We start from the raw sequence: 20,112 nt of genomic DNA on the forward strand, positions 1-20,112 counted from the left end.
GGGCACCGCGCCTAGCTGCCCACCCTCGCGTCCAGGAACTTCCTGATCAGGCTCAGCCACTCACCGGGCGCCTCCAGGAACGGCAGGTGGCCGGACTGGAGCTCGGCGAACTCCGCGTTGGCGATGCCGTCCGCGACCTGACGGTGGTGGTACGGCGTCGCCATCGTGTCAAGGGCGGTGGAGATCACCAGGGTCGGCACCCGGACCCGGCCCAAGTCCTCACGTACGTCCACGCTCCCGACGAGCTCGACCTGCTCGACCGCTCCGGGCGGGACGGACGCGCCGGTCCCGGCCACCGCCTCCGCGAGCTGGTCCGGGGTCATCCGGTCCGCGTACGGCGTGCCGGCGGCGGTGAGCAGCGCCCAGCGGGCCGTCGCCTCCGGGTCGCCGGACCTGAGGTGGCGGAGCCAGTCCCCGACCAGTAGGCGCATCCGGGCGTTCGGGTGGGCGAAGGTGGCCGTCAGCACCAGGGCGGTCACCCGCTCGGGGTGCCGGGTCGCGGCGCGCAGGGCGACCGGGCCGCCGAGGGAGTACCCGGCGATCGCGAAGGTCTCAAGGCCCTCCTCGACGGCGGTGGCGACGACGTCGTCGGCGAGTCGGTCGAGGTCCAGCGGGCCCTCGGCGCGTGGGGTGCGGCCCGAGCCGGGGTAGTCGGGTCCGACTGCTTTGTACCGTTCGGCCAGCCCGTCCAGGATCGGGCCGTAGTTCCCGTCGATGCTGCCGGTGCCGCCGTGGGCGAGGAGCAGCCCGGGGCCGGTGCCGCGCACGATGCGGCCGAGGCGTCCAAGGGGTGATGTGGCGGTCATGACGATGTTCCTTCCACTGGACGGTCGATGCGCTGCTTCCGGCACCGTGAGGGGCGGGAAGACATCGAACTCATGGCCGCGACGCTAAAGTCTCACATCGGTGTCAGAGTCAAGCCGGTGCGGCGAACTCACCGGCGTGCGCGCGGGCCCACTGCTCGAAGGTGCGCGGCTCACGCCCGGTGACGTCCCGGACCGTCGGGTGCGTGGACGACTCGTCGAGGGTTCCGTCGACGAAGAAGCTGAAGAAGGCGTCGACGTACTCGGCGGGCATGGTCCGGCTCATGTCTTCCCGCGCCTCGGCGTCTGTCAGGCCGTGGCAGTGCAGGTCCCGTCCGAGCACCTTGGCAAGCACGGCGACCTGGTCGGCGGGCAGCAGGGACTCCGGGCCGGTCAGCTCGTGGATACGGCCGTCGTGGTCGTCGGTCAGCAGCGCCGGCACGGCGACGGCCGCGATGTCGTACGGGTCGACGGCGGCGGTCCGCACCCCGGGGAACGGCACGCGCACCTCGTCGCCGACCGCGAGCTGCGCTCGCCAGCGCAGGGCATTGGACATGAAGGACCGGGGCCGCAGGAAGGTCCAGGACAGCCCGGACTCGCGCACCGCACGCTCGGAGAGGGTCATGTAGCGGGACACCGCGTTGTCGAGGTCGGCGAGCGCGGCCGAGCCGCCGGACAGCAGCACCACCCGCTTCACCCCGGCCCGCCGGGCCTGCTCCAGCAGGCCCGGCATGTCCTGATACCCGGGCAGCAGGAAGATCCCGCTGACCCCCGCCAGCGCGTCGGCCAGGCTCTGTGGCCGGTTCAGGTCACCCGCCACGGGCTCGACCCCGGGCGGGAGCAAGGCGGCGGCCGACGGATTCCGGGTCAGCGCGCGCACCTGCTCGCCGGCCTCGGCCAGCGCACTGACCAGTTCCGATCCCACATTGCCGGTCGCACCTGTCACCAAGATCATTTCACTTCTCCCTGTCGACGAATGGACGAAACAGCCACCGGACAGCCACTCAGTTCGCACGTTCCCGGCAGGCTTCGGGCAGCCGGCCGCTGTCCTCCCCGCGCAGTTCCCTGGCCACCGCGTCGACGTTGACCGCATACAGGTCGGGGAGGGTGGCAACAGGCTGGAAGCCCGGATAGGAGCTCTTCAGTTCGGCGATGGCCGAGTTCTTCTCCTCGCGGGTCACCTTCTCGCCGCCGGGCGACTCGGCGGCGACGGTGGGCCGGACCAGGTGGCGGATGTGCAGCAGGTAGTCGCGCTGCCGATCGATCAACTCGGCTGGAGCACCAGGTGCCCCGTGGCCGGGATAGAGGGTGCGGGCGTCGGGGAACTTGTCTTCGAGCCGGTCGAGATCGGTGAGCCAGCCGCAGGTGTTGCCCTCGATCAGTGCGGGCGTGGCCTCGTTGTTGACCAGGTCGCCGGCGAAGAGCGCGCCGGAGCGGGGCTCGTAGTAGGCGGTGGTCGTCACCGATTCGCCGGGGCCGAACTCGGCGGTCTCCAGCCGAACGCCACCTGCTCGGAGGGCGGCACCGGACCGGATCAGGTGGTCCGGCAGGGTCAGCTTCCTGGCGTAGTCGGAGCCGGGGAGCTTTCGGGTGAGCTTGTAGAAGCCCAGCGGGTCGTCGCGCATGAAGTCCCTGCTCGCTTCGGAGGCATAGATCCCGGCCTGCGGATACGCGTCATGGAGGACTCCCGCTCCGCCGACGTGGTCGGGGTGGGGATGGGTGATGAGAACGGCGACGACGGGTTCGGCGGTGCCCTGGAGGGTGTTGAGCACGCTGCGCGCATCGGTGAGCGAGCGCTGGGTGTCCACGACGATCAGCCCTTCGGGCGCCGGGAACCAGTAGGTGTTCACCGAGCCCGGATTGGCGGAGGCGATCCGCTCCACCCGAAGCGGCTTGCCGCTGCCCGCGTTCCGGCTCGCGGGATTCCCGGGGGCCTTGCCGTCACCGCCGCCGGAACAGCCGGTGGCGGCCATCATGAGCGCGCACAGCGCGGCCAGCCAAACTAACAGCAGGCGTCGCGTCCGTGTGCGGGATGGCCGTGCGGAGGCGTGGGGCATGGTGCCGCTCCTGTCGAACCCAGATGTAGTGGAACGTTCCCTAACATTGGCGTGGCCTATACCCTAGAGCGGCGTTCAACGAAGAGGCAAGGAACCGAAGGGGGAACTTCGATGCGACGCTCGGCGGTGGAAACGCGCGAGCATGTGCTGACGGTCGCCCACGACCTGTTCTACTGGCACGGCGTCCGTGCCGTCGGTATCGACCGAGTCGCCCGGGAGGCGGGCGTCGCCCCCACCACGCTCTACCGGCTCTTCGCCTCCAAGGACGACCTGGTCGCCGCCTACGTCGAGCACAACGGGCACGGCTACCAGCAGTGGTTCACCGAGGCGACCCGGGCCGACGGCCGCCATCCGCGCGAGCGGATCCTGGCGCTGTTCGACGCGCTCATCAGCCAGGTGCAGCCCGACCAGTGCCGAGGCTGCCCCTTCCTGATGACGCTCGCCGAGTTCCCCGACCGCGAACTGCCGGCCCACCGCAACGCCGTTGCCGTCAAGCGTTGGGTCCGCGACCGCTTCCGCGAGCTCACCGACGCCCTGGCGGCCGTCTCCCCGATCGCCGACCCCTCGGCGCTCGCCGACCAGCTCACCGTCACACTGGAGGGCGTCTACGCCTCCGTCCAGGCCCACCGCGCGGACTGGCCGGCCCGGCAGGCCCGCGCCATGGCCGAACTGCTCATCGCCCCGGGCGGTACGGACGCCCGCGCCCCGGCGACCGCCTCCCCCAACTGCTCGGCGGTCACCCGGTCCACGTAGGGCGCCCCGGCACCGGCGAGCAGCGTCCACCGGGCCGTCGCCTCCCCGTCAGCCAGGTCGCGGCCCGCAGCGCGACCGGGCCGAGGTGGGTACGCTCATCGCCGATGTCGACGGCGAGGATGTCATCCAGTTCTTCGCCGACGACCCGGTCACCACACTCAGCGTGCTGTACCGCGTTGGTCACTGACTTCGGGGTTTCGGGGTCTGGATCTGTCTGGGGACCGGTGACGCGGTCCGGCCAGGGTGATACGCGGGAGACATGCGGTATCCGGACGGAGGCGGGCTGGCCGCCGAACAGCGCACGTGCCGGGAAGAGGTACGGATGCTGGCCGTCGGCCTCTTCATCCGCATGGCTTGAGAAGGGGGGCGGAACGGCCGAGCGGGAACGGCCGCCGCCCTTCCCGCTCGGTGACACTCAACTGACCGATTCCTAGTGGTCGTTGAAGTACACGTAATACTCGGAATCTGAATTGTCCGAGGGCTCCTTCGAGACCGAGAAGCCAATGTCATGGTTTTTCGGGAAGGTTGTACACGCCGCCATCCGACGCGTGCCGGTAACTGCACTTCCCGTCGTTCGTGGTGTCGGTGAGACCGTACAAGAACTTGCCAGTCATGTGATCGTAGACGTTCACCCACGCCTTCTTGCCGTCGGTCTTGGTGTCGCAGACCTTCACATGGTCGCCATTCTCCTCGAAGTAGGCCGCCGCGGCCCTGCCGCCGTCGTACAGGGGCCCGTGATCCCAGTCAATCGCCTTGGCAGAGCCCGACGGCATGGCCACTGCGAACGCCGCCATGGTCAGTGCGGATACGCCGCCCTGAACGACTTTCCTGATGCGCAATTCTTTCTCCCCTGGTTTTGCGGTTACAGCCGTATGAGGCTGACAGCGGCAGGCGGGTTCTCTGCTGGCCGGATCGCTTGCAAGGCGAACTCAACGAGAAGGCGTGACAATTCGCAGACACATTTCCCGGCGTTGAAGGCTTTTAGCGCCTAGCAGCCATGGAGGGACGATCAGGACTTATTGCGCTTTCGGGCCGCCGTTGATCCCGACGGTCAGCGAGCGGCGTTCACCCCTCCGCCCTGTGTGACGGCGCAACCGGTAGCACAGGCGGGTGGGAAGACCGGGCCGGTAACACAGCAGCCCGGCCACCGGCAGGCACCCACGGCTGCGGCTGGGCACTTTCACGGTCGGGGTGATACCGCGCCTGCCCCAGGTACGACCCTTGGACGGACGGCCGGTCACGCCCGCTTCACCGGATTAAGCAGCAGAGTCGAAGATCATCACTTGTTATGCTCTGTAGTTGCCCGCGTATCGCTCAATCAACGTCAGGAGAAATCGGCCGCGCGCCGGTTTTCAGAAGGCAGGCATGAGAAATGAACGAGTCGGCGGTTTCCCGGAGAAATGTCCTTCGTCAGGTCGGCACGGGCGTCGGCGTGACCCTCGCCGGGTCGGCGCTGGCGGCCTGCTCCGCCGACGCCGCGCCCAAGACGCAGGCCACGGCCAAGTCCGTTGCCCACGACAGCACGAGCCTTCGGCCCGCGGGTGACCCGCTCACCCTCCTCAAGGAGGGCAACAAGCGGTTCGTGTCCGGAACGATGCAGCATCCGAACCAGGACGCCGCCCGCATGAAGGCGGTGGCCGCCGGCCAGGACCCGGCCGCCGTGGTGTTCTGCTGCGTCGATTCCCGCATATCCCCGGTTATTGTCTTCGACCGCGGGCTCGGCGACCTCTTCGAGATCCGGGTCGCCGCCCAGGACTACGACAGCCTTGTCGAGGGCAGTGTCGAGTACGGGCCGTTCGCCGAGAACACTCCGCTCATCGTGGTGATGGGCCACCAGCGCTGCGGCGCTGTGACCGCCACGGTCAACGCGCTGGAGAACAACAAGATGCCGACGGCCAACATCGACAAGATCATCGCGGCCACCAAGCCCGCCTACGAGGCCGCCAAGGCCGCCAACCCCAAGGCGGACCTGACGGCCCTGATCGACGCGACGATACGGCAGCAGACCAAGCTCACCGTCGCCGCGCTCAACGCCGACCCCATACTCAAGCCCAAGGTCGCCAACAAGTCCCTCACCATCGCGGGTGCCTACTTCTCCCTCGACACCGGCAAAGTCAGCTGGACCTGACGCAACGCCAAAGGCTTTCAGACCGTGAGCGGGCGGCGGCGGCCGTCGGGGATATACCAGGCGTACTCGCGCCCGTCGGCCTCTCGGACGTAACCGAACTTTCCCTGTTGGGGGAGGTTTCAGGTCCGTCTCAGGCTGCTGTGGCGGCGTGCGTGGTTGGAGCCCCTGTCCCGGCCCGAACCTCAGGGAAAATGGGGTCATGGATCCCGTGCTGCACCAACTACCTGCCGTTTTCCGGACCGTTCCGTACGTGGGCTCCCGGTTTCCGGGGGCGTCGGGGGTGGCTGACCTTCCCAACCTGGAGGAGGGTGCGAACTGCCAGCTGTTCGCCTACGAGGTGCTTCGGCACTTCGGCCTGGCTCCGCCTGATCTGCGTTCGAGTGAACTGTGGGCCGACACGCAGGCCACAGTACGTGTATCGGTTGCCCAGCCGCTTGACCTGGTGTTGTTCAACGCCACCGACGATGCTTATGGCGCCCACGTAGGAGTCTGGGTGAACGAGGGTCGAGTGCTGCATCTGTGTGCAGAGATAGGGCGCCCGGTGGTCTGGGAGATGACGGAGTTCATAAAGCGGCGGCGCTACAGGGTCTTGATCGGCATCAAGCGTGTGGTCGACAGGATCCAGGACACTGCCGACTGAACTCGACAGGACCGAGGGATCTGCCACGGCGTCGAAGGGCCCCGACGGGCGGGAAGGCTTCGAGCGGTCTCGCAATAGCCGGCCACGGGTTGAGATGATCTCGCTGTTGGCTTGACCCGGCTGAACCGCTTGCCCCTGCCAGGCTCGTCCTGCCCGCGCCATGAATCACCCAGGCAAACGGGGCCGGCAGCATGCCGCCGGCCCCCGGCCTCGACGTGACCGTCAGCGGCCCATGAGAGCGAAGACCCCCCAACCGAGGTACTCACGCTCGTACCTGGCATAGCGGGCCGGTTGTTGGGAGAGCTCGGCCCTCAACTCGGCAGCCAGCTCGTCATCGGGATTCCGGTCGAGCCAGCGTCGGACGTTGAGCCACTGCGCAGCCCGATACCGATCCCAGCTGTCCTGATCAGCAAGCACCATTTCGACGACGTCGTAACCCAGCTCGCCGAACTGTTCGATCAGCTCAGGCAGCAGTCGGAAGTCCTCTTTGGCGCTGGCATGGCACGCCTCGACGATGTGCTGGTCCGAGGGCTCCTGACGCCAGTACGGCTCGCCGATCAGCAGCATGCCACCAGGGCAAAGGCTGCGACGCAGCAGATCGATCGTGCCGGACACTCCGTTACCGATCCAGGTGGCGCCGATGCATGCGGCGAGGCCGACGGGTTCGTCCGCGACATAGCCGGACGCATCGCCGTGAAGGAAAACCACCTGATCGGCAACGCCGAGCTCAGCTGCCCGGACACGGGCCCTGGCCGTGAACTCGGTGCTGATGTCCACTCCGGTCCCGACGACGCCGTGGGCCTGCGCCCAGGTACACAGCATCTCGCCCGTCCCACTGGCGAGGTCGAGCACGCGCGTCCCGGGGGCCAGGCCCAGCACCTGCCCCAGAGCAGCCAGCTTCTCGCTGGTGAACGGGTTGTGGATGCGGTGGCTGCTCTCGCGAATGGTAAAGCTACGTGGAAGATCCACTGTTGGGGTTCCTTACGTCCGATGAGGTCATGAAGTGCGCGGAGAACGGCCTGTTGAAGCTGGCCGTCGTTGCCTGGACCGTCATCAAATCCACCTCATCCGGACGTGGGGATCTTCCAACCTCGGTGAGGCTAGGACGCACAAGTAACTGTGTCCATCGGTTTTCGCCTGCGCGGCCCCCACACCTGGCCCAACTCGAACGGACAAGGCACCCACGCCGCGATCACAGTTCCGGCGGGAGCTTACGGGGCGCGGAGGCAGCCTCGTACGAGCCCTGGGGCCCTGGGACGGCCGACATGGTCGCCTTGGATCCTGGGCAAGGTGGCGTTGGGCGGCCCCAGTGCGCAGCTCGCACCAGACCCGCTTGCCCCACGGCAGGAGATCGGTTCCCCAGCGGCAGGTCAGTGTGTCGATCAGGGCCGGGCCCCGGCCGTGCACATCGTCGTCATCCGGGTGCCGCAGCGTCGGGAGAGTACGGGACTTGTCCACGACACCGATGCGCACCAGATCATCACTCGGTCGGGTGATGGTGACACGGATGTAATGGCATCGGGTGTGCTGGGAGGCGTTGGCCACCAGCTCGGTGACGACCAGTTCGCCGGCCTCGGCCAAGCGAGGCCGAAGCGGGCCGCAGTCGCGAGTATCAGGCCCTGTTGATTCCCGGCCTGTTGCAGACCGAGGACTACGCCCGCGCCATCACGAGTACCGGCTTCGCAGCCCTCGGCCCCGATCAGGTGGACAGCCTGGTGGAGGTTCGGATGCGCCGCCGGCAACGGCTACGGGACGACGATCCGCTGGTCCTCGAAGCCGTGGTCGGAGGGGCGGAAGTCAGGCGCGCACAGCTCCGCCACCTCGCAGAAATCGCCGAGCTGGCCAACGTCACGTTCCGGGGCATCCCGTTCACGGCAGGCGAGAAGGGCGACCTCGCTGACGCCAGGTGGCGAAAGAGTTCGTACACGGCCAACAACGGCAACTGCGTCGAGGTCGCCGACATACCCAACGCTCCCGGCATCGCCGTACGGGACTCGAAGAACACCCATCTCCCCGCCGCCCGGGTCTCTCACGCCGCCTGGTCCGCATTCCTCGCAGCCGTCGTCGATGACCCCCTGAGCGGCGGGTTCGGCCGACCGACCGCCACATCGTGCAAGACAACGCGCCCCCGCCTCCGACTGTCTGCCGGGAGCGGGGGCGCGTTGCCGCGTGCGGTCCGTACAGGCGGTACGTACGGCGGCGAGGGGTCAGGCCACCTCGGAGAGGCGGGGCGCCGACTCGCTGCTCGCCACCACCCGGGACACCCCGCTCGTACCGCGGTCGAGCAGGCCCGCTGTGACCGCGATGGCCAGGCCCGCGGCGGCGAGCGCCGCGCCGACCAGGGTCGGCGAGGTCCAGCCCCAGCCGGCCGCGATCGCGACGCCGCCGAGCCAGGCGCCGCCCGCGTTGGCGAGGTTGAAGGCGGAGTGGTTGGAGGCGGAGGCGAGAGTCGGGGCGTGCCGGGCCTTGTTCATGACCAGCATCTGCAGCGGGGTCGTGGTCATGAAGCCGACCGCGCCCAGCACCACGACCGTGGCCATGGCCGCCCACTTCATATGCACCGTGAAGTCGAACAGCACCAGCACCGCCGCGAGCGCCGCCAGCGATCCGTAGAGCGTGGGCCGCAGGGCCCGGTCGGTGAGCGGGCCGGCGAGCAGCGCGCCCAGGGTCATGCCGATGCCGAAGAGGGCCAGCACCACCGTGACGGAGGACTCGGCCAGGCCGGTGACCTCGGTCATCATCGAGGCGAGGTAGCTGTAGACCGCGAAGACGCCGGCGAAGCCGAAGACCGCGGTGAGCAGCCCGAGTACGACCTGGCGGTCGCGCAGCGCGCCCAGTTCGTGGCGGAGGCCGGCCTGCTGGTCCATGGAGATCTGGGGGATGAGCCGGGCGAGCGCGGCCATGGCGACGACGCCGATCGCGGCGACCACGAGGAACGTGGCGCGCCAGCCGAGGCGTTGGCCGAGCAGCGTGGCCACGGGCACGCCGACGATGTTGGCGACGGTGAGGCCGAGGAACATCGTGGCGACCGCGCGGGCCCGCCGCTCCTCCGCCACCAGCCGCGCCGCGACCACCGCGCCGACGCCGAAGAACGCGCCGTGCGGCAGCCCGGCGAGCACTCGTCCGGCCATCAGCAGCCCGAAGGAGGGGGCCAGGGCGGAGGCGAGGTTGCCCACCGTGAAGAGCGCCATGAGAAGGATGAGCATCCGCTTGCGCGGGATGCGGGAGCCGAGGGCGGTCAGCAGCGGGGCGCCCACCACGACACCGATGGCGTAGGCGGAGACGAGGTACCCGGCGGTCGGCACGGAGGTGCCCAGGTCGTCCGCGACGTTGGGCAGCAGGCCCATCATCACAAACTCGGTAGTACCAATGCCGAAGGCGCTCACAGCGAGTGCGAGCAGGGCCAGGGGCATGAGAGACCTTTCAAACGAAGGAGAAGAGGGGTGTGATGCGTATGTTCTCTACCGGAACAAAGTCTCTCACGCGTTTTGTTCCCCAGGAGAATCCCCCAGGTGAACATGTTGTTAGATCTTGCGGACGGCCACCCTCAAGACCGCCCCCAGGACACCCTCAGAGCTTCACCGACGCCGCCACCGGCAGATGGTCGCTCTCGGTCCGCGGCAGGGTCCACGCCGAGACCGGCGACACCCCGCGCACCATGATCTGGTCGATGCGCGCCATCGGGAACGACGCGGGCCAGCTGAAGCCGAAGCCGTCGCCCGCCGCGCCCTGCGCGGACCGCATCTGCGAGGTGACGGGGGCCAGCGAGCGGTCGTTCATGGTGCCGTTGAGGTCGCCCAGCAGGATCACCTTGTCGAGCGGCTCGTTGGAGATGGCCTCGCCCAGCGCGTCGGCGCTGTCGTCGCGCTGTCCGGCGGTGAAGCCCGCGTTGAACTTCACCCGGACGGATGGCAGATGTGCGACATAGAAGGCGACGCGGCCGTCCGGCGCGGCGACCGTGGTGCGCATCGCGCGCGTCCAGCCCAGCTTGATGTCCACCGGCTTGGTGCCGGAGAGCGGGTACTTGCTCCACAGCCCGACCGTGCCCTGAACCGTGTGGTACGGGTAAGTGCCGCCCAGCGCCCGCTCGTACGTGGGCACCGCGGCGGTCTTCAGCTCCTCCAGGGCCACCACGTCCGCGCCCGAAGCGGCCACGTCCTTCGCGGTTTTGGCCGGATCGGGGTTGTCCGCGTTGACGTTGTGGGTGACGACGGTCAGATCGCCTTCGCCGCCGGACTTGTCGGCGAACATCAGCCCGCCGAAGAGATTCAGCCATACGAAGACCGGCAGCACCAGCGAGAGCACGGCGCTGGCCGACCGGCGGACCAGCGCGAGCACCAGCAGGATCGGGATCAGCAGGCCCAGCCAGGGCAGAAAGGTCTCCAGGAGGCTGCCGAGGTTGCCCACGCGGTTGGGGATCTCGGCGTGGAAGACCATGACCAGCGTGAGCAGCACCGCGATCGCGGCGAGGACCAGCCCCCGCCGCCAGATGCCGCGGTCACGGCGGAGCCGGTCGAGCAGGCGCCGGGCCCGAGAGCCGGTCGGCTCCGCAGCCCCGTGCTGTTCCGTCTCCTGCGTGTACGCCTGCGCCATTCGTCGTCCGTCCCTCGCTGCCTCAACTGCCGCGCCCTGGGCTAAGACCCTAGGCGATGACCAGTGCTTTCCCCGACGCTCCGGGCGAGTGCCCCAGTAGGGGGACGTTCGCCGGGAGCGTACGGGTTCCGGCTCTGGCGGGAGGGCGGGACCACTGTGACACAACGGGCACAAACCAGCCGTAAGACGGCGGGCGTCACCAGCCGTGCGGCGGCGGTGTCGGCTCTTAGGTCCGCACCCCCTCGAGCACCGTATCGACGATGGTCTCGGCCAGTCCCTCCGGAAGCGCCTTCCGTTCGTGAAGAATCGTGCGGGACAGCATCGGGCCGGTGAACAGATCGGCGATCAGCTCGACATCGAGGTCGTCGCGGATCTCGCCGTTCGCCATCGCGCGGCGCAGCACCTCGTACATCACCTCGCGCCGGACGGCTATCACATGGTCTTCATAGGCGCGCCACAGCTTGCGGTTGGCGTGCATCTGGGTGAGGACGGTGCGCAGCAGTGCGGAGCTGCGCTTGGCCAGGCCGCGCCGCCGCATCCGCTCCAGGATGGTGACCAGGTCGTCGCGGACCGAGACCCCAGCGGCCGGCTCGCTCGGCTCCTCCAGGGAGCGCACCACATCGATCATCAGCGCGTCCTTGCCGGACCAGCGGCGGTAGACGGTGGCCTTGCCGACCCCCGCCTCGCGCGCGATGCGCTCGATGGACAGTCCGCCGATCGTGGCGCCGTCCTCGATCAGCCGCAGCGTGGCCTCGATGATCGCGGCGTCGGCAGCGGCGCTTCGCGGCCGCCCCGGCAGCCGGGGCCCCGCGCAGTCGCGCGCGGCCGGCGCACCGTCGCGGGCGGCCGTGGCCCCGTTCAGCGCGGCCGTGGCCCCGTCGCGGGCGGCCGTCGCTCCGTCCGGCGCGGCCGTCGCTCCGCCCGGAGCCGCCAACGCCCCGTCGCGCGCGGTCATCGCTCCGCTCCCGCCCCCGCGCTCTCCCGCGGCCGGTCGCCACCGGGCTCGCCTTCGGCGGCGGCCTTGCCGGGCAGGAAGGCCACCACGACCAGCGCGCCGAAGAGGGCGACGGCCGCCGAGCCGAGCGCGGTGATGTGCATGGCGTGGACGAAGGCGTCGTGCGCCGGGCCGACCAGCGCCTGGCCCTTGGGCCCCAGCTTCTCGGCGAGGCCGAGGGTGGCCTCGACGGACTCCCCCGCCGCATGCCGCGCGGAGTCGGGCAGCCCGGGGACTGCCGCCAGGGTGTCCTTGATGCCGTTGCGGTAGGTGGCGGAGAGCACCGAGCCGAGCACCGCGACCCCGAGCGCGCCGCCGACCTGGCGGAAGGTGTTGTTGAGCGCCGAGCCGGAGCCGGCCTTCTGGCGCGGCAGCGTCTGCATGACCGTCAGCGTGACGGGCGGCATGATGTGGGCCATCCCCGCGCCCTGGAAGAAGAAGAGCACTTCCATCACCACGAGGGGGGTGTCCACCCCCAGCAGCGTGAACCCCGCCATGGTTCCGGCCACCAGCAGCATGCCGCCCGCGCACACCGCCCGGACCCCGAACCGCTCGACGACCAGCCGGGTGCGCGGCGCGAAGATCAGCTGGGCGACGGCGAGCGGCAGGATCAGCAGGCCGGACTCCAGCGCGCTGTAGCCGCGCACGCTCTGGATGTAGAAGACCATGAAGAACGTGACGCCCATCAGGGCGAAGAAGACCAGCGCGATCGCGGCGATGGCGGCCGAGAAGGCGGGCTTGCGGAAGTACGAGACATCGATGGCCGGGTGGTCGCTGCGCTTCTCGTACACCACGAACAGCACCAGGATCGCCAGTCCGCCGGCGATCGTGCCGAGCACCTTCGCATCGGAGAAGTCGGCGAGCTGGCCGCCCTTGATGATGCCGTACACCAGCAGCACCAGACCCACGACCGACAGCAGCACACCGCCGGGGTCGAGCCGGCCGGGCGCCGGGTCCTTGGAGTCGGGGACCAGCAGCGACATCGCGATCAGCGCGATGATGACGACGGGCACATTGACGAAGAAGACCGAGCCCCACCAGAAGCGCTCGAGCAGCACACCACCGGTGATCGGGCCGATCGCGATGCCGAGGCCGACGGCCGCGGTCCAGATGCCGATGGCCTTGGGCTGCTCGTCGCGTTCGAAGACGTTCACCAGGATGGCGAGGGTGGCGGGCATCACCAGCGCCGCGCCCAGGCCCATCAGCGCCCGGTAGCCGATCAGTTCGCCCGGCGTGCTGGAGTACGCGGCGAGCACCGACCCGATGCCGAAGATCACCATGCCGCTGAGCAGCACCTTCTTGCGGCCCAGCCGGTCGCCGAGGAGACCGGCGGTGAACAGCAGCCCGGCGAAGACGAGGGTGTAGGAGTTGATCGCCCATTCCAGCTGGCTCTGGCCGGCGCCGAGCCCTGTCGGCTTGGGCGAGGCGATGGTCTTCATCGCCACGTTGAGTATGGAGTTGTCGAGGACGACGACCAGGACGCTGAGCATCAGCACGACCAGGATCGCCCACCGTCTGCGGTGGATCACCTCGGGGACGCCGCTCACGGCGGAGGCGCCCTGGGTGTCGGAGGGGGATGCCATATGCCCCAGGCTAGGTGGCGTTCCGATACGGAACCGTCTCGTATTAGAAAATCTTTGCGAGCCTTTACCCGCCTTTACGGTCCCGCGCACGCCGAGCGGGGTACAGCGGGCCCGGCCGAGGGCCCACTTTCGCCCGGCGGCACCGCGTGCCAGCATGGGGGTGGTCCGGGGACGCCGTGAGGGCGCCTCGAGATGACGAACAGGAGCGTTGCAATGGCGCACGTCAGCCCTGCCGGGAAACAGCCCGACAGCAGCGGGACCGGCCCCTCCGAGGCCGGAAAGGCGCTGTACGGAGGGAAGGGGTCCCGGCGTATCACCGTCCGCGATATCGCCGCCGCCAAGGAGCGCGGCGAGAAGTGGCCCATGCTCACCGCCTATGACGCGATGACCGCCTCCGTCTTCGACGAGGCCGGCATCCCGGTCATGCTGGTCGGCGACTCGATGGGCAACTGCCACCTCGGCTACGAGTCCACCGTCCCGGTCACCCTCGACGAGATCACCATGCTGTCCGCCGCCGTCGTACGGGGCACCAAGCGCGCCCTGATCGTCGGCGATCTGCCCTTCGGCTCGTTCCAGGAAGGCCCGGTGCAGGCGCTGCGCAGCGCCACCCGGCTGGTCAAGGAGGCCGGGGTGGGCGCGGTGAAGCTGGAGGGCGGCGAGCGCTCCGCCCACCAGATCGAGCTGCTGGTCCAGTCCGGCATCCCGGTCATGGCCCATGTCGGCCTCACCCCGCAGTCCGTCAACGCCTACGGCGGCTACCCGGTGCAGGGGCGCGGTGAGGAGGCCGCGCAGCAGCTGCTGCGGGACGCCAAGGCCGTACAGGACGCGGGCGCCTTCGCGGTCGTGCTGGAGACGGTCCCGGCCGAGGTGGCCGCCGAGGTCACCCGCTCGCTGCACATCCCCACCGTGGGCATCGGCGCCGGGCCCGACTGCGACGCACAGGTCCTGGTGTGGACCGATATGGCGGGTCTGACCGGCGGCCGCGTGCCGCGGTTCGTCAAGCAGTACGCGCAGCTGCGCCAGACTCTCGGAGACGCGGCGCGCGCCTTCGCGGAGGATGTCGTCGGCGGCGCCTACCCGGCCGCGGAGCACTCTTTCCACTAGCCACCGCGGCACGCCGACAGCCCGCCGATCTTCCCCCGTCGGCGGGCTGTCTGCCGCTTGTCTGCTGTATGTCTGCGGCTTGTCTGCTGCTTGTCGGTGGTCTGTCGGTAGCGGCTGTCATCGTGGCGGTATGACGCGATACGAACACACGACCAGCGGCGGCAACGCCGTCGAAGTGCGGGGGCTGGTCAAACACTTCGGCGACACGAAAGCCGTCGACGGAGTGGACCTGACCGTGCCCGAGGGCACCGTCCTCGGCGTGCTCGGGCCGAACGGCGCGGGCAAGACCACCCTCGTCCGCTGCCTGTCCACCCTGCTGGTGCCGGACGCCGGCACCGCGGTGGTGGCCGGGTACGACGTGCTGCGCCAGCCCCGGCAGCTGCGCCGCACGATCGGGCTGACAGGGCAGTACGCCTCGGTCGACGAGAAGCTTTCCGGCTGGGAGAACCTGTACATGATCGGGCGGCTGCTCGATCTGTCCCGTAAGGACGCCCGCGCGCGGGCGGACGCCATGCTGGAGCGGTTCTCCCTCACCGACGCGGCCAAGCGGCCCGCGCGCACCTACTCCGGCGGTATGCGCCGCCGGCTGGACCTGGCCGCGTCCATGATCGGCCGGCCCGCCGTGCTCTATCTGGACGAGCCGACCACCGGTCTGGACCCGCGCACCCGTAACGAGGTGTGGGACGAGGTCAAGCGGATGGTCTCCGAGGGCTCCACGGTCCTGCTCACCACGCAGTACATGGAGGAGGCCGAGCAGCTGGCGGACGACCTCACGGTCATCGACCAGGGCAAGGTCATCGCCGAGGGCCGGGTCAACGAGCTCAAGGCCAAGGTCGGCGGCCGCACCCTGCAGATCCGCCCGACCGATCCGGAAGAGCTGCACCGCATGGTCGGCGCCATCGCCCAGGCGGGGCTCGACGGCGTCAGCGGCGCGACCGCGGATGTGGAAGAGGGCCTGGTCAATGTGCCGATCATCAGCGATGAGCAGCTGACCGCCGTGATCGGCCTGCTCGGCGAGCGCGGCTTCGCGATCTCCGGGATCGACACCCATCTGCCCAGCCTGGACGAGGTGTTCCTGGCCATCACCGGTCAGAAGACGTCCATGGCCGAGACGCACGACGCACTTGAGGAGGTCGCCGCGTGAGCGCCGCGACGGTGAGTTCCGCGCCCGTGAAGGCGCTGCCCGGGGAGGGCCGGATCGGGCTGCGCGCCAATCTGCGCCATATCGGCGCGCTGGTGCGGCGTAACGCGCTGCAGATCAAGCAGGACCCGGAGTCGATGTTCGACGCCCTGCTGATGCCGATCATCTTCTCGCTGCTGTTCGTGTATGTCTTCGGCGGCGCGGTGGCGCAGGGCGACCGGAACGCGTATGTGAACTACTTCATCCCCGGGATGATGGCGATGGGCGGTCTGAACATCGCGATGTCGGTCGGCACCGGCGTCAATGACGACTTCAACAAGGGCGTCATGGACCGCTTCCGCACGATGCCCATCGCCCGCTCCTCGGTGCTGATCGCCAAGTTGATCGTGGAGACCGGCCGGATGCTGGTGTCCACCGTGGTCCTGCTGGTCATGGGCTTCATCATGGGGTTCGACCTCAAGACCGGTCCGGTCGAGCTGCTCGCCGCGGTCGCCCTGGCCCTGTTCTTCGGATCCTCGCTGACCTGGATATTCATGCTGCTCGGCCTGTCGCTGAAGACCCCTCAGGCCGTACAGGGACTGGGGTTCCTCGTGATCATGCCGCTGCAGTTCGGTTCGTCCATCTTCGCCCCGACCTCGACCATGCCGGGGTGGCTGCAGTCCTTCACCGACTACAACCCGCTGTCCCAGCTGGCGGACGGGGCCCGGGCGCTGACCAGTGGTCATGGCGCGGTGGCGCATCCGGTGACCATCGTCGTGATCTGGGCGCTGGCCATCACGGTGGTCACCGCGCCGCTGGCGGTGGCGAAGTTCCGCAACAAGACCTGAACCGCGCGCAGCGATCCGCAGCACCCGCCGCCTCATACGAGCGGCCTCGTACGAGCCGCCTCATACGAGGGCGGTGGCCTCCTCCAGGGACAGGCCGCCGCCCTCGGCGTACGCCCGCTCGTACGCCGCCTCGCCCAGCCGGTCCCGCGCCGCGGCCACCGTCCGCTCGCGGTTGGTGACCTCCATGGTCGGGACGAGATAGCCGGTCGGCCGCAGCGCGTCGTACGCGCCGACCAGCCGCGCCGCGGTCTCGGCATGCGCGGCGTCGCCCAGCGCGGCCAGCGCCCGGGCGCCGATCAGGACGTTGACGATCTGCATCTGCGGCGCGATCATCCGGGCCAGCGGATCGCTGCCCTTGGCCAGGGCTCCCCGCAGCGTCACCAGGGCGTCCTCGGGCCGTCCTTCGAGCAGATCCAGCCAGCCGAGCAGCCCCTCCACCAGCCCGTGGAAGAGGTCGAGCGCGCGCTGGTCGAACACCGCCAGCACATGCTCCAGATGGTCCCGCGCCTCCTGGGTGGCCCCGCTGTTGCCGCACCGCATGGCGAGATGCAGCCGGGCGTACGCCAGCGCCTCGGCCTCCATGTGCTGCCCCTGCTCCACCACCTCGCGCAGGATCCGCTCGCCCTCGGCGACCTGCGCCGCCACCCCGCTCTCGGTCATCACCCCGGCCAGCCGGGCCCGCAACAGCGACACCTGCGACAACGCGCCAAGCTGCTCGGCACAGCCGATCGCCGCGCGATAGTCGGCGGCGGCCGCCTCGCTCTCACCGCGCTGCTCCAGCAACTCGCCGCGGCCGGACAGGGCCTCGGCCACGCCCCACGCGTCCCCGAGCCGGGTGAAGATCTCCAGGCTCTCGTCGGCGGCTCGCCGCGCCTCGTCGGTGTCCTCCACCCGGTCGCCCAGGATCTTGGCGCGCAGTTGCAGGATCAGGGCGGTCTCCCACTCGTAGCCGAGCTCCCGGCAGCTGCGCACCCCCTCGTCGATGATCTCCCGCAGCAGCGTGAAGTCGCCCGTGAGCAGCACGGCGTAGAACCACATGAAGCCCGGTACCCGGCAGTTCTGCGGCAGCCCCGGACGGTACGCGGAGATGATCCCCTCCAGCTCGCGCCGCGCCTCCTCGCTGCCCAGCCTCCGCATATCGCCCTCGATATTGGCCAGCCCGATCAGCCGCACCCCGCGCCGCGCCTCCTCGAGCAGATCGGGCGGCATGGGCGGCGGCCGGTCCGTGGAGGCCGACAGCAGCGGGGGCGCCGAGGCCACGGGCGGCGCGAAGGGGTTGGGGCCGAGCGCCGCGGCGGCGGCCGACCAGTGGCGGGCATCGCCGCGGTGGCCGCGCAGCTGCCAGAACCAGCCGAGCGACAGCACCAGGCACAGCGCCTCCTGCTCGTCGCGCGCGGCGACGGCGCGACGCAGCGCGGCCCGCAGATTGTCGTGCTCCGTCTCCAGCCGGTCGAGCCATACGCGCTGCTCCCGGCCGCGCAGCAGGGGGTCGGCGGTGCGGGCCAGCTCGCGGTAGGCGACCAGGTGCCGCCGCTCCACCGCCGCGCGCTCCCCGGCCTGTTCGAGCCGTTCGGAGGCGTACTCGGCGACGGTCTCCAGCAGCCGGTAGCGCATCCCGCCCGCCGTGTCGGGGGCGGCGACGACCAGGGACTTGTCGACGAGGGAGCCGAGCAGGGCGGTGACGTCGAGGGGGTCGACCGCACCGGCCCCATCAACCCCGTTGCCCCCGCTGTCTCCGTCGCCCGGGTCTCCGCATACGGCCTCGGCGGCGGCCAGGTCGCAGCCGCCCGCGAAGACCGAAAGCCGGCGCAGCACGGTGCGCTCCCGCTCGTCGAGCAGGTCCCAGGACCAGTCGACGACCGCGCGCAGCGTCTGCTGGCGCGGCAGCACGGTCCGGCTGCCGCTGGTCAGCAGGCGGAAGCGGTCGTCGAGCCGGTCGGCGAGCTGACGCGGGGTGAGCGACCGCAGCCGCGCCGCGGCCAGCTCGATGGCCAGCGGCAGACCGTCGAGCCGGTGGCAGATCTCGGCGCAGGCCGCCGGGTCGTCGTCCACCCGGAAGCCGGGCCGGGCCGCCGCGCCCCGGTCCTGGAGCAGCCGCAGCGCGACGGGGTCCGGCAGCGGATCCACGGGGCGCACCAGCTCGCCCGGGACGGCCAGCGGTTCCCGGCTGGTGGCCAGGAGGGTGACGCCGGGGCAGCGGGTCAGCAGGGTCTCGGCGAGCCGGGCCGCGGCGTCGACGAGGTGTTCGCAGTTGTCGAGCACGATCAGCATGCGGCGCGGCGCGCAGTGCTCCACGAGCCGCGCGAGCGGGTCGAACGTGGTCGGGTCGGTCGCGGCCCGCAGCCCTTCCGCGGCGGTGCCGCGGATGACGGTCTGGCGCGCCCCGAGCGCGGTGAGCACCGTCTCGGGCACGGTCCCCGGGTCGTCCACGGGCGCCAGCTCGGCCAGCCAGACGCCGTCCGGCCAGGCATCCACCACCGATTCGGCGGCCTCCTGCGACAGCCGTGTCTTCCCGGCCCCGCCGGGCCCGAGGAGGGTGATGAGCCGGTGCTGCCCGGCCAGGTCGGCGCGCAGTACGCCGAGATCCGTCTCACGGCCGACGAAGCTGGTGAGCCGGGCCCGCAGATTGCCGCCCCGCACCCAGGGCCGCGCATCCGGCCGCCGGGTCGGCGCGCCCTCGGAGCCCGGCCCCGGCCCCAACCTCGGCCCCGGCGCGGCGGATACGGCAGATGCAGTGGCTACGGCGGCTACTGCAGACGCCGCCGGGTCCAGCAGCTCGGCGTGGAGCGCGCGCAGGGCGGGGCCGGGGTCGGCGCCGAGCCGGTCGGCGATCTCGGCGCGGATCGCCTCGTACGCGGTCAGCGCCTCCGCCGGGCGGCCCGCGTCGCGCAGGGCACGGATCCGCAGGGCGTGCAGGGGCTCGTCGAGGGGATGCGCGGCGCAGAGTTCGGCGAGCTGGGGCAGGGCCTGGTCGGCCCGGCCGAGGGCGAGGTCGGCCGCGATACGGCAGCGACGGGCGTCCAGCCGGCGGGCCTCGGCCCGGGCCGCCGCCGAGCCGCCGCCGGGGAGGTCGGCGAGGGCCGGGCCGCGCCAGAGGGCGAGGGCGTCGTCGAGGACGGCGGCGGCCTTGGCCGGGTCGCCGTCGTCCAGGGCCCTGGCCCCCTCGTCCACGAGGCGTTCGAAGCGGTGCAGATCGACGTCGTCACGGTCGGCGCACAGCCGGTAGCCGCCGGGGACCGAGCGCACCGCGTCCTTGCCGAGGGCCCTGCGGAGGCGGCCGACGAGGGCCTGCAGCGCGCCGTTGCCGTCGGCGGGCGGGTCGGCGTCCCAGATCTCCTCGATCAACGCGCCGGTGGTGTGCGCCCGTCCGGGGTGCAGCGCCAGTACGGCCAGCAGCGCGCGCAGACGGGTGCCGCCGAGCGCGACGGGGGTGCCGTCGTCGCGTCGGGCCTGGGTGGTGCCGAGTATGGCGTAGCGCACCGACCTATT

General features: G+C 70.3%; 16 protein-coding genes and 1 pseudogene. 7 read left to right on the forward strand and 10 right to left on the reverse strand.

Features of this window, described 5'->3' with window-relative positions; genetic code table 11:
- Window positions 1-11 precede the first annotated feature (11 nt).
- The 3 genes from ACFV2X_RS30780 to ACFV2X_RS30790 all read right to left on the reverse strand — a co-directional run bounded on the left by ACFV2X_RS30780 (window position 12) and on the right by ACFV2X_RS30790 (window position 2,860).
- On the reverse strand, window positions 12-806 hold the full coding sequence (locus tag ACFV2X_RS30780; protein WP_385622610.1) for an alpha/beta fold hydrolase: 795 nt from the start codon (window positions 804-806) through the stop codon (window positions 12-14).
- Between the two features lie 109 nt (window positions 807-915).
- Window positions 916-1,758 (reverse strand): NAD(P)H-binding protein, encoded by an 843-nt coding sequence (locus ACFV2X_RS30785; protein ID WP_385622613.1) that lies wholly within the window; start codon window positions 1,756-1,758, stop codon window positions 916-918.
- A gap of 49 nt (window positions 1,759-1,807) precedes the next feature.
- Window positions 1,808-2,860, reverse strand: a complete 1,053-nt coding sequence (locus ACFV2X_RS30790; RefSeq protein ID WP_385622616.1) for an MBL fold metallo-hydrolase — start codon at window positions 2,858-2,860, stop codon at window positions 1,808-1,810.
- A 111-nt stretch (window positions 2,861-2,971) separates the two neighbouring features.
- Here ACFV2X_RS30790 and ACFV2X_RS30795 point away from each other — a divergent pair, with 111 nt between their 5' ends.
- Window positions 2,972-3,613 carry a TetR/AcrR family transcriptional regulator gene (locus ACFV2X_RS30795; RefSeq protein WP_385622618.1) on the forward strand — a complete coding sequence of 214 codons (642 nt, stop codon included), beginning with the start codon at window positions 2,972-2,974 and terminating at the stop codon, window positions 3,611-3,613.
- A gap of 506 nt (window positions 3,614-4,119) precedes the next feature.
- Here ACFV2X_RS30795 and ACFV2X_RS30800 read toward each other — a convergent pair.
- Window positions 4,120-4,452, reverse strand: a complete 333-nt coding sequence (locus ACFV2X_RS30800; RefSeq protein WP_385622621.1) for a hypothetical protein — start codon at window positions 4,450-4,452, stop codon at window positions 4,120-4,122.
- Window positions 4,453-4,985: 533 nt separating this feature from the next.
- Between ACFV2X_RS30800 and ACFV2X_RS30805 the strand changes: the two genes are divergently transcribed.
- Window positions 4,986-5,741 carry a carbonic anhydrase gene (locus ACFV2X_RS30805; RefSeq protein WP_385622624.1) on the forward strand — a complete coding sequence of 252 codons (756 nt, stop codon included), beginning with the start codon at window positions 4,986-4,988 and terminating at the stop codon, window positions 5,739-5,741.
- Window positions 5,742-5,940: 199 nt separating this feature from the next.
- Window positions 5,941-6,381, forward strand: a complete 441-nt coding sequence (locus ACFV2X_RS30810) for a hydrolase (RefSeq protein ID WP_385622627.1) — start codon at window positions 5,941-5,943, stop codon at window positions 6,379-6,381.
- Window positions 6,382-6,603: 222 nt separating this feature from the next.
- Here ACFV2X_RS30810 and ACFV2X_RS30815 read toward each other — a convergent pair whose 3' ends face one another.
- Window positions 6,604-7,350, reverse strand: coding sequence for an SAM-dependent methyltransferase (locus tag ACFV2X_RS30815; protein WP_385622630.1), 747 nt, complete (start codon window positions 7,348-7,350; stop codon window positions 6,604-6,606).
- 626 nt (window positions 7,351-7,976) lie between these two features.
- Here ACFV2X_RS30815 and ACFV2X_RS30820 point away from each other — a divergent pair.
- A pseudogene (locus ACFV2X_RS30820) lies at window positions 7,977-8,432 on the forward strand (Scr1 family TA system antitoxin-like transcriptional regulator); the annotation flags it as partial.
- Window positions 8,433-8,588: 156 nt separating this feature from the next.
- On the opposite strand, the gene ACFV2X_RS30825 reads toward ACFV2X_RS30820, so the two are convergent.
- The 4 genes from ACFV2X_RS30825 to ACFV2X_RS30840 all read right to left on the reverse strand — a co-directional run bounded on the left by ACFV2X_RS30825 (window position 8,589) and on the right by ACFV2X_RS30840 (window position 13,551).
- Window positions 8,589-9,794, reverse strand: a complete 1,206-nt coding sequence (locus ACFV2X_RS30825) for an MFS transporter (RefSeq protein WP_385622633.1) — start codon at window positions 9,792-9,794, stop codon at window positions 8,589-8,591.
- A gap of 157 nt (window positions 9,795-9,951) precedes the next feature.
- Window positions 9,952-10,974 carry an endonuclease/exonuclease/phosphatase family protein gene (locus ACFV2X_RS30830; RefSeq protein ID WP_385622636.1) on the reverse strand — a complete coding sequence of 341 codons (1,023 nt, stop codon included), beginning with the start codon at window positions 10,972-10,974 and terminating at the stop codon, window positions 9,952-9,954.
- Window positions 10,975-11,200: 226 nt separating this feature from the next.
- Complete coding sequence (locus ACFV2X_RS30835) at window positions 11,201-11,929, reverse strand: TetR/AcrR family transcriptional regulator (RefSeq protein ID WP_385622639.1); 729 nt, start codon at window positions 11,927-11,929, stop codon at window positions 11,201-11,203.
- The gene (locus tag ACFV2X_RS30840; protein WP_385622642.1) at window positions 11,926-13,551 is read right to left on the reverse strand and encodes an MFS transporter; all 1,626 of its coding nucleotides are present in this window, start codon (window positions 13,549-13,551) and stop codon (window positions 11,926-11,928) included. Before ACFV2X_RS30840 ends, ACFV2X_RS30835 begins: the two co-directional genes overlap by 4 nt.
- 213 nt (window positions 13,552-13,764) lie before the next feature.
- On the opposite strand from ACFV2X_RS30840, the gene panB reads away from it, so the two are divergent.
- The 3 genes from panB to ACFV2X_RS30855 all read left to right on the forward strand — a co-directional run bounded on the left by panB (window position 13,765) and on the right by ACFV2X_RS30855 (window position 16,623).
- Complete coding sequence (panB, locus tag ACFV2X_RS30845; RefSeq protein WP_385622645.1) at window positions 13,765-14,655, forward strand: 3-methyl-2-oxobutanoate hydroxymethyltransferase; 891 nt, start codon at window positions 13,765-13,767, stop codon at window positions 14,653-14,655.
- A 130-nt stretch (window positions 14,656-14,785) separates the two neighbouring features.
- The gene (locus tag ACFV2X_RS30850; RefSeq protein ID WP_385622648.1) at window positions 14,786-15,799 is read left to right on the forward strand and encodes an ATP-binding cassette domain-containing protein; all 1,014 of its coding nucleotides are present in this window, start codon (window positions 14,786-14,788) and stop codon (window positions 15,797-15,799) included.
- Window positions 15,796-16,623, forward strand: a complete 828-nt coding sequence (locus tag ACFV2X_RS30855) for an ABC transporter permease (RefSeq protein ID WP_358636736.1) — start codon at window positions 15,796-15,798, stop codon at window positions 16,621-16,623. The genes ACFV2X_RS30850 and ACFV2X_RS30855 overlap by 4 nt, the downstream gene beginning before the upstream one ends.
- Before the next feature lie 60 nt (window positions 16,624-16,683).
- Here the strand turns inward: ACFV2X_RS30855 and ACFV2X_RS30860 are convergent, their stop codons facing one another.
- Window positions 16,684-20,103: a BTAD domain-containing putative transcriptional regulator gene (locus ACFV2X_RS30860; protein WP_385622650.1), complete on the reverse strand. Its 3,420-nt coding sequence runs from the start codon at window positions 20,101-20,103 to the stop codon at window positions 16,684-16,686.
- Between the last annotated feature and the right edge of the window lie 9 nt (window positions 20,104-20,112).

The organism is Streptomyces sp. NPDC059679 (genome assembly GCF_042734105.1).
Lineage (GTDB): Bacteria > Actinomycetota > Actinomycetes > Streptomycetales > Streptomycetaceae > Streptomyces.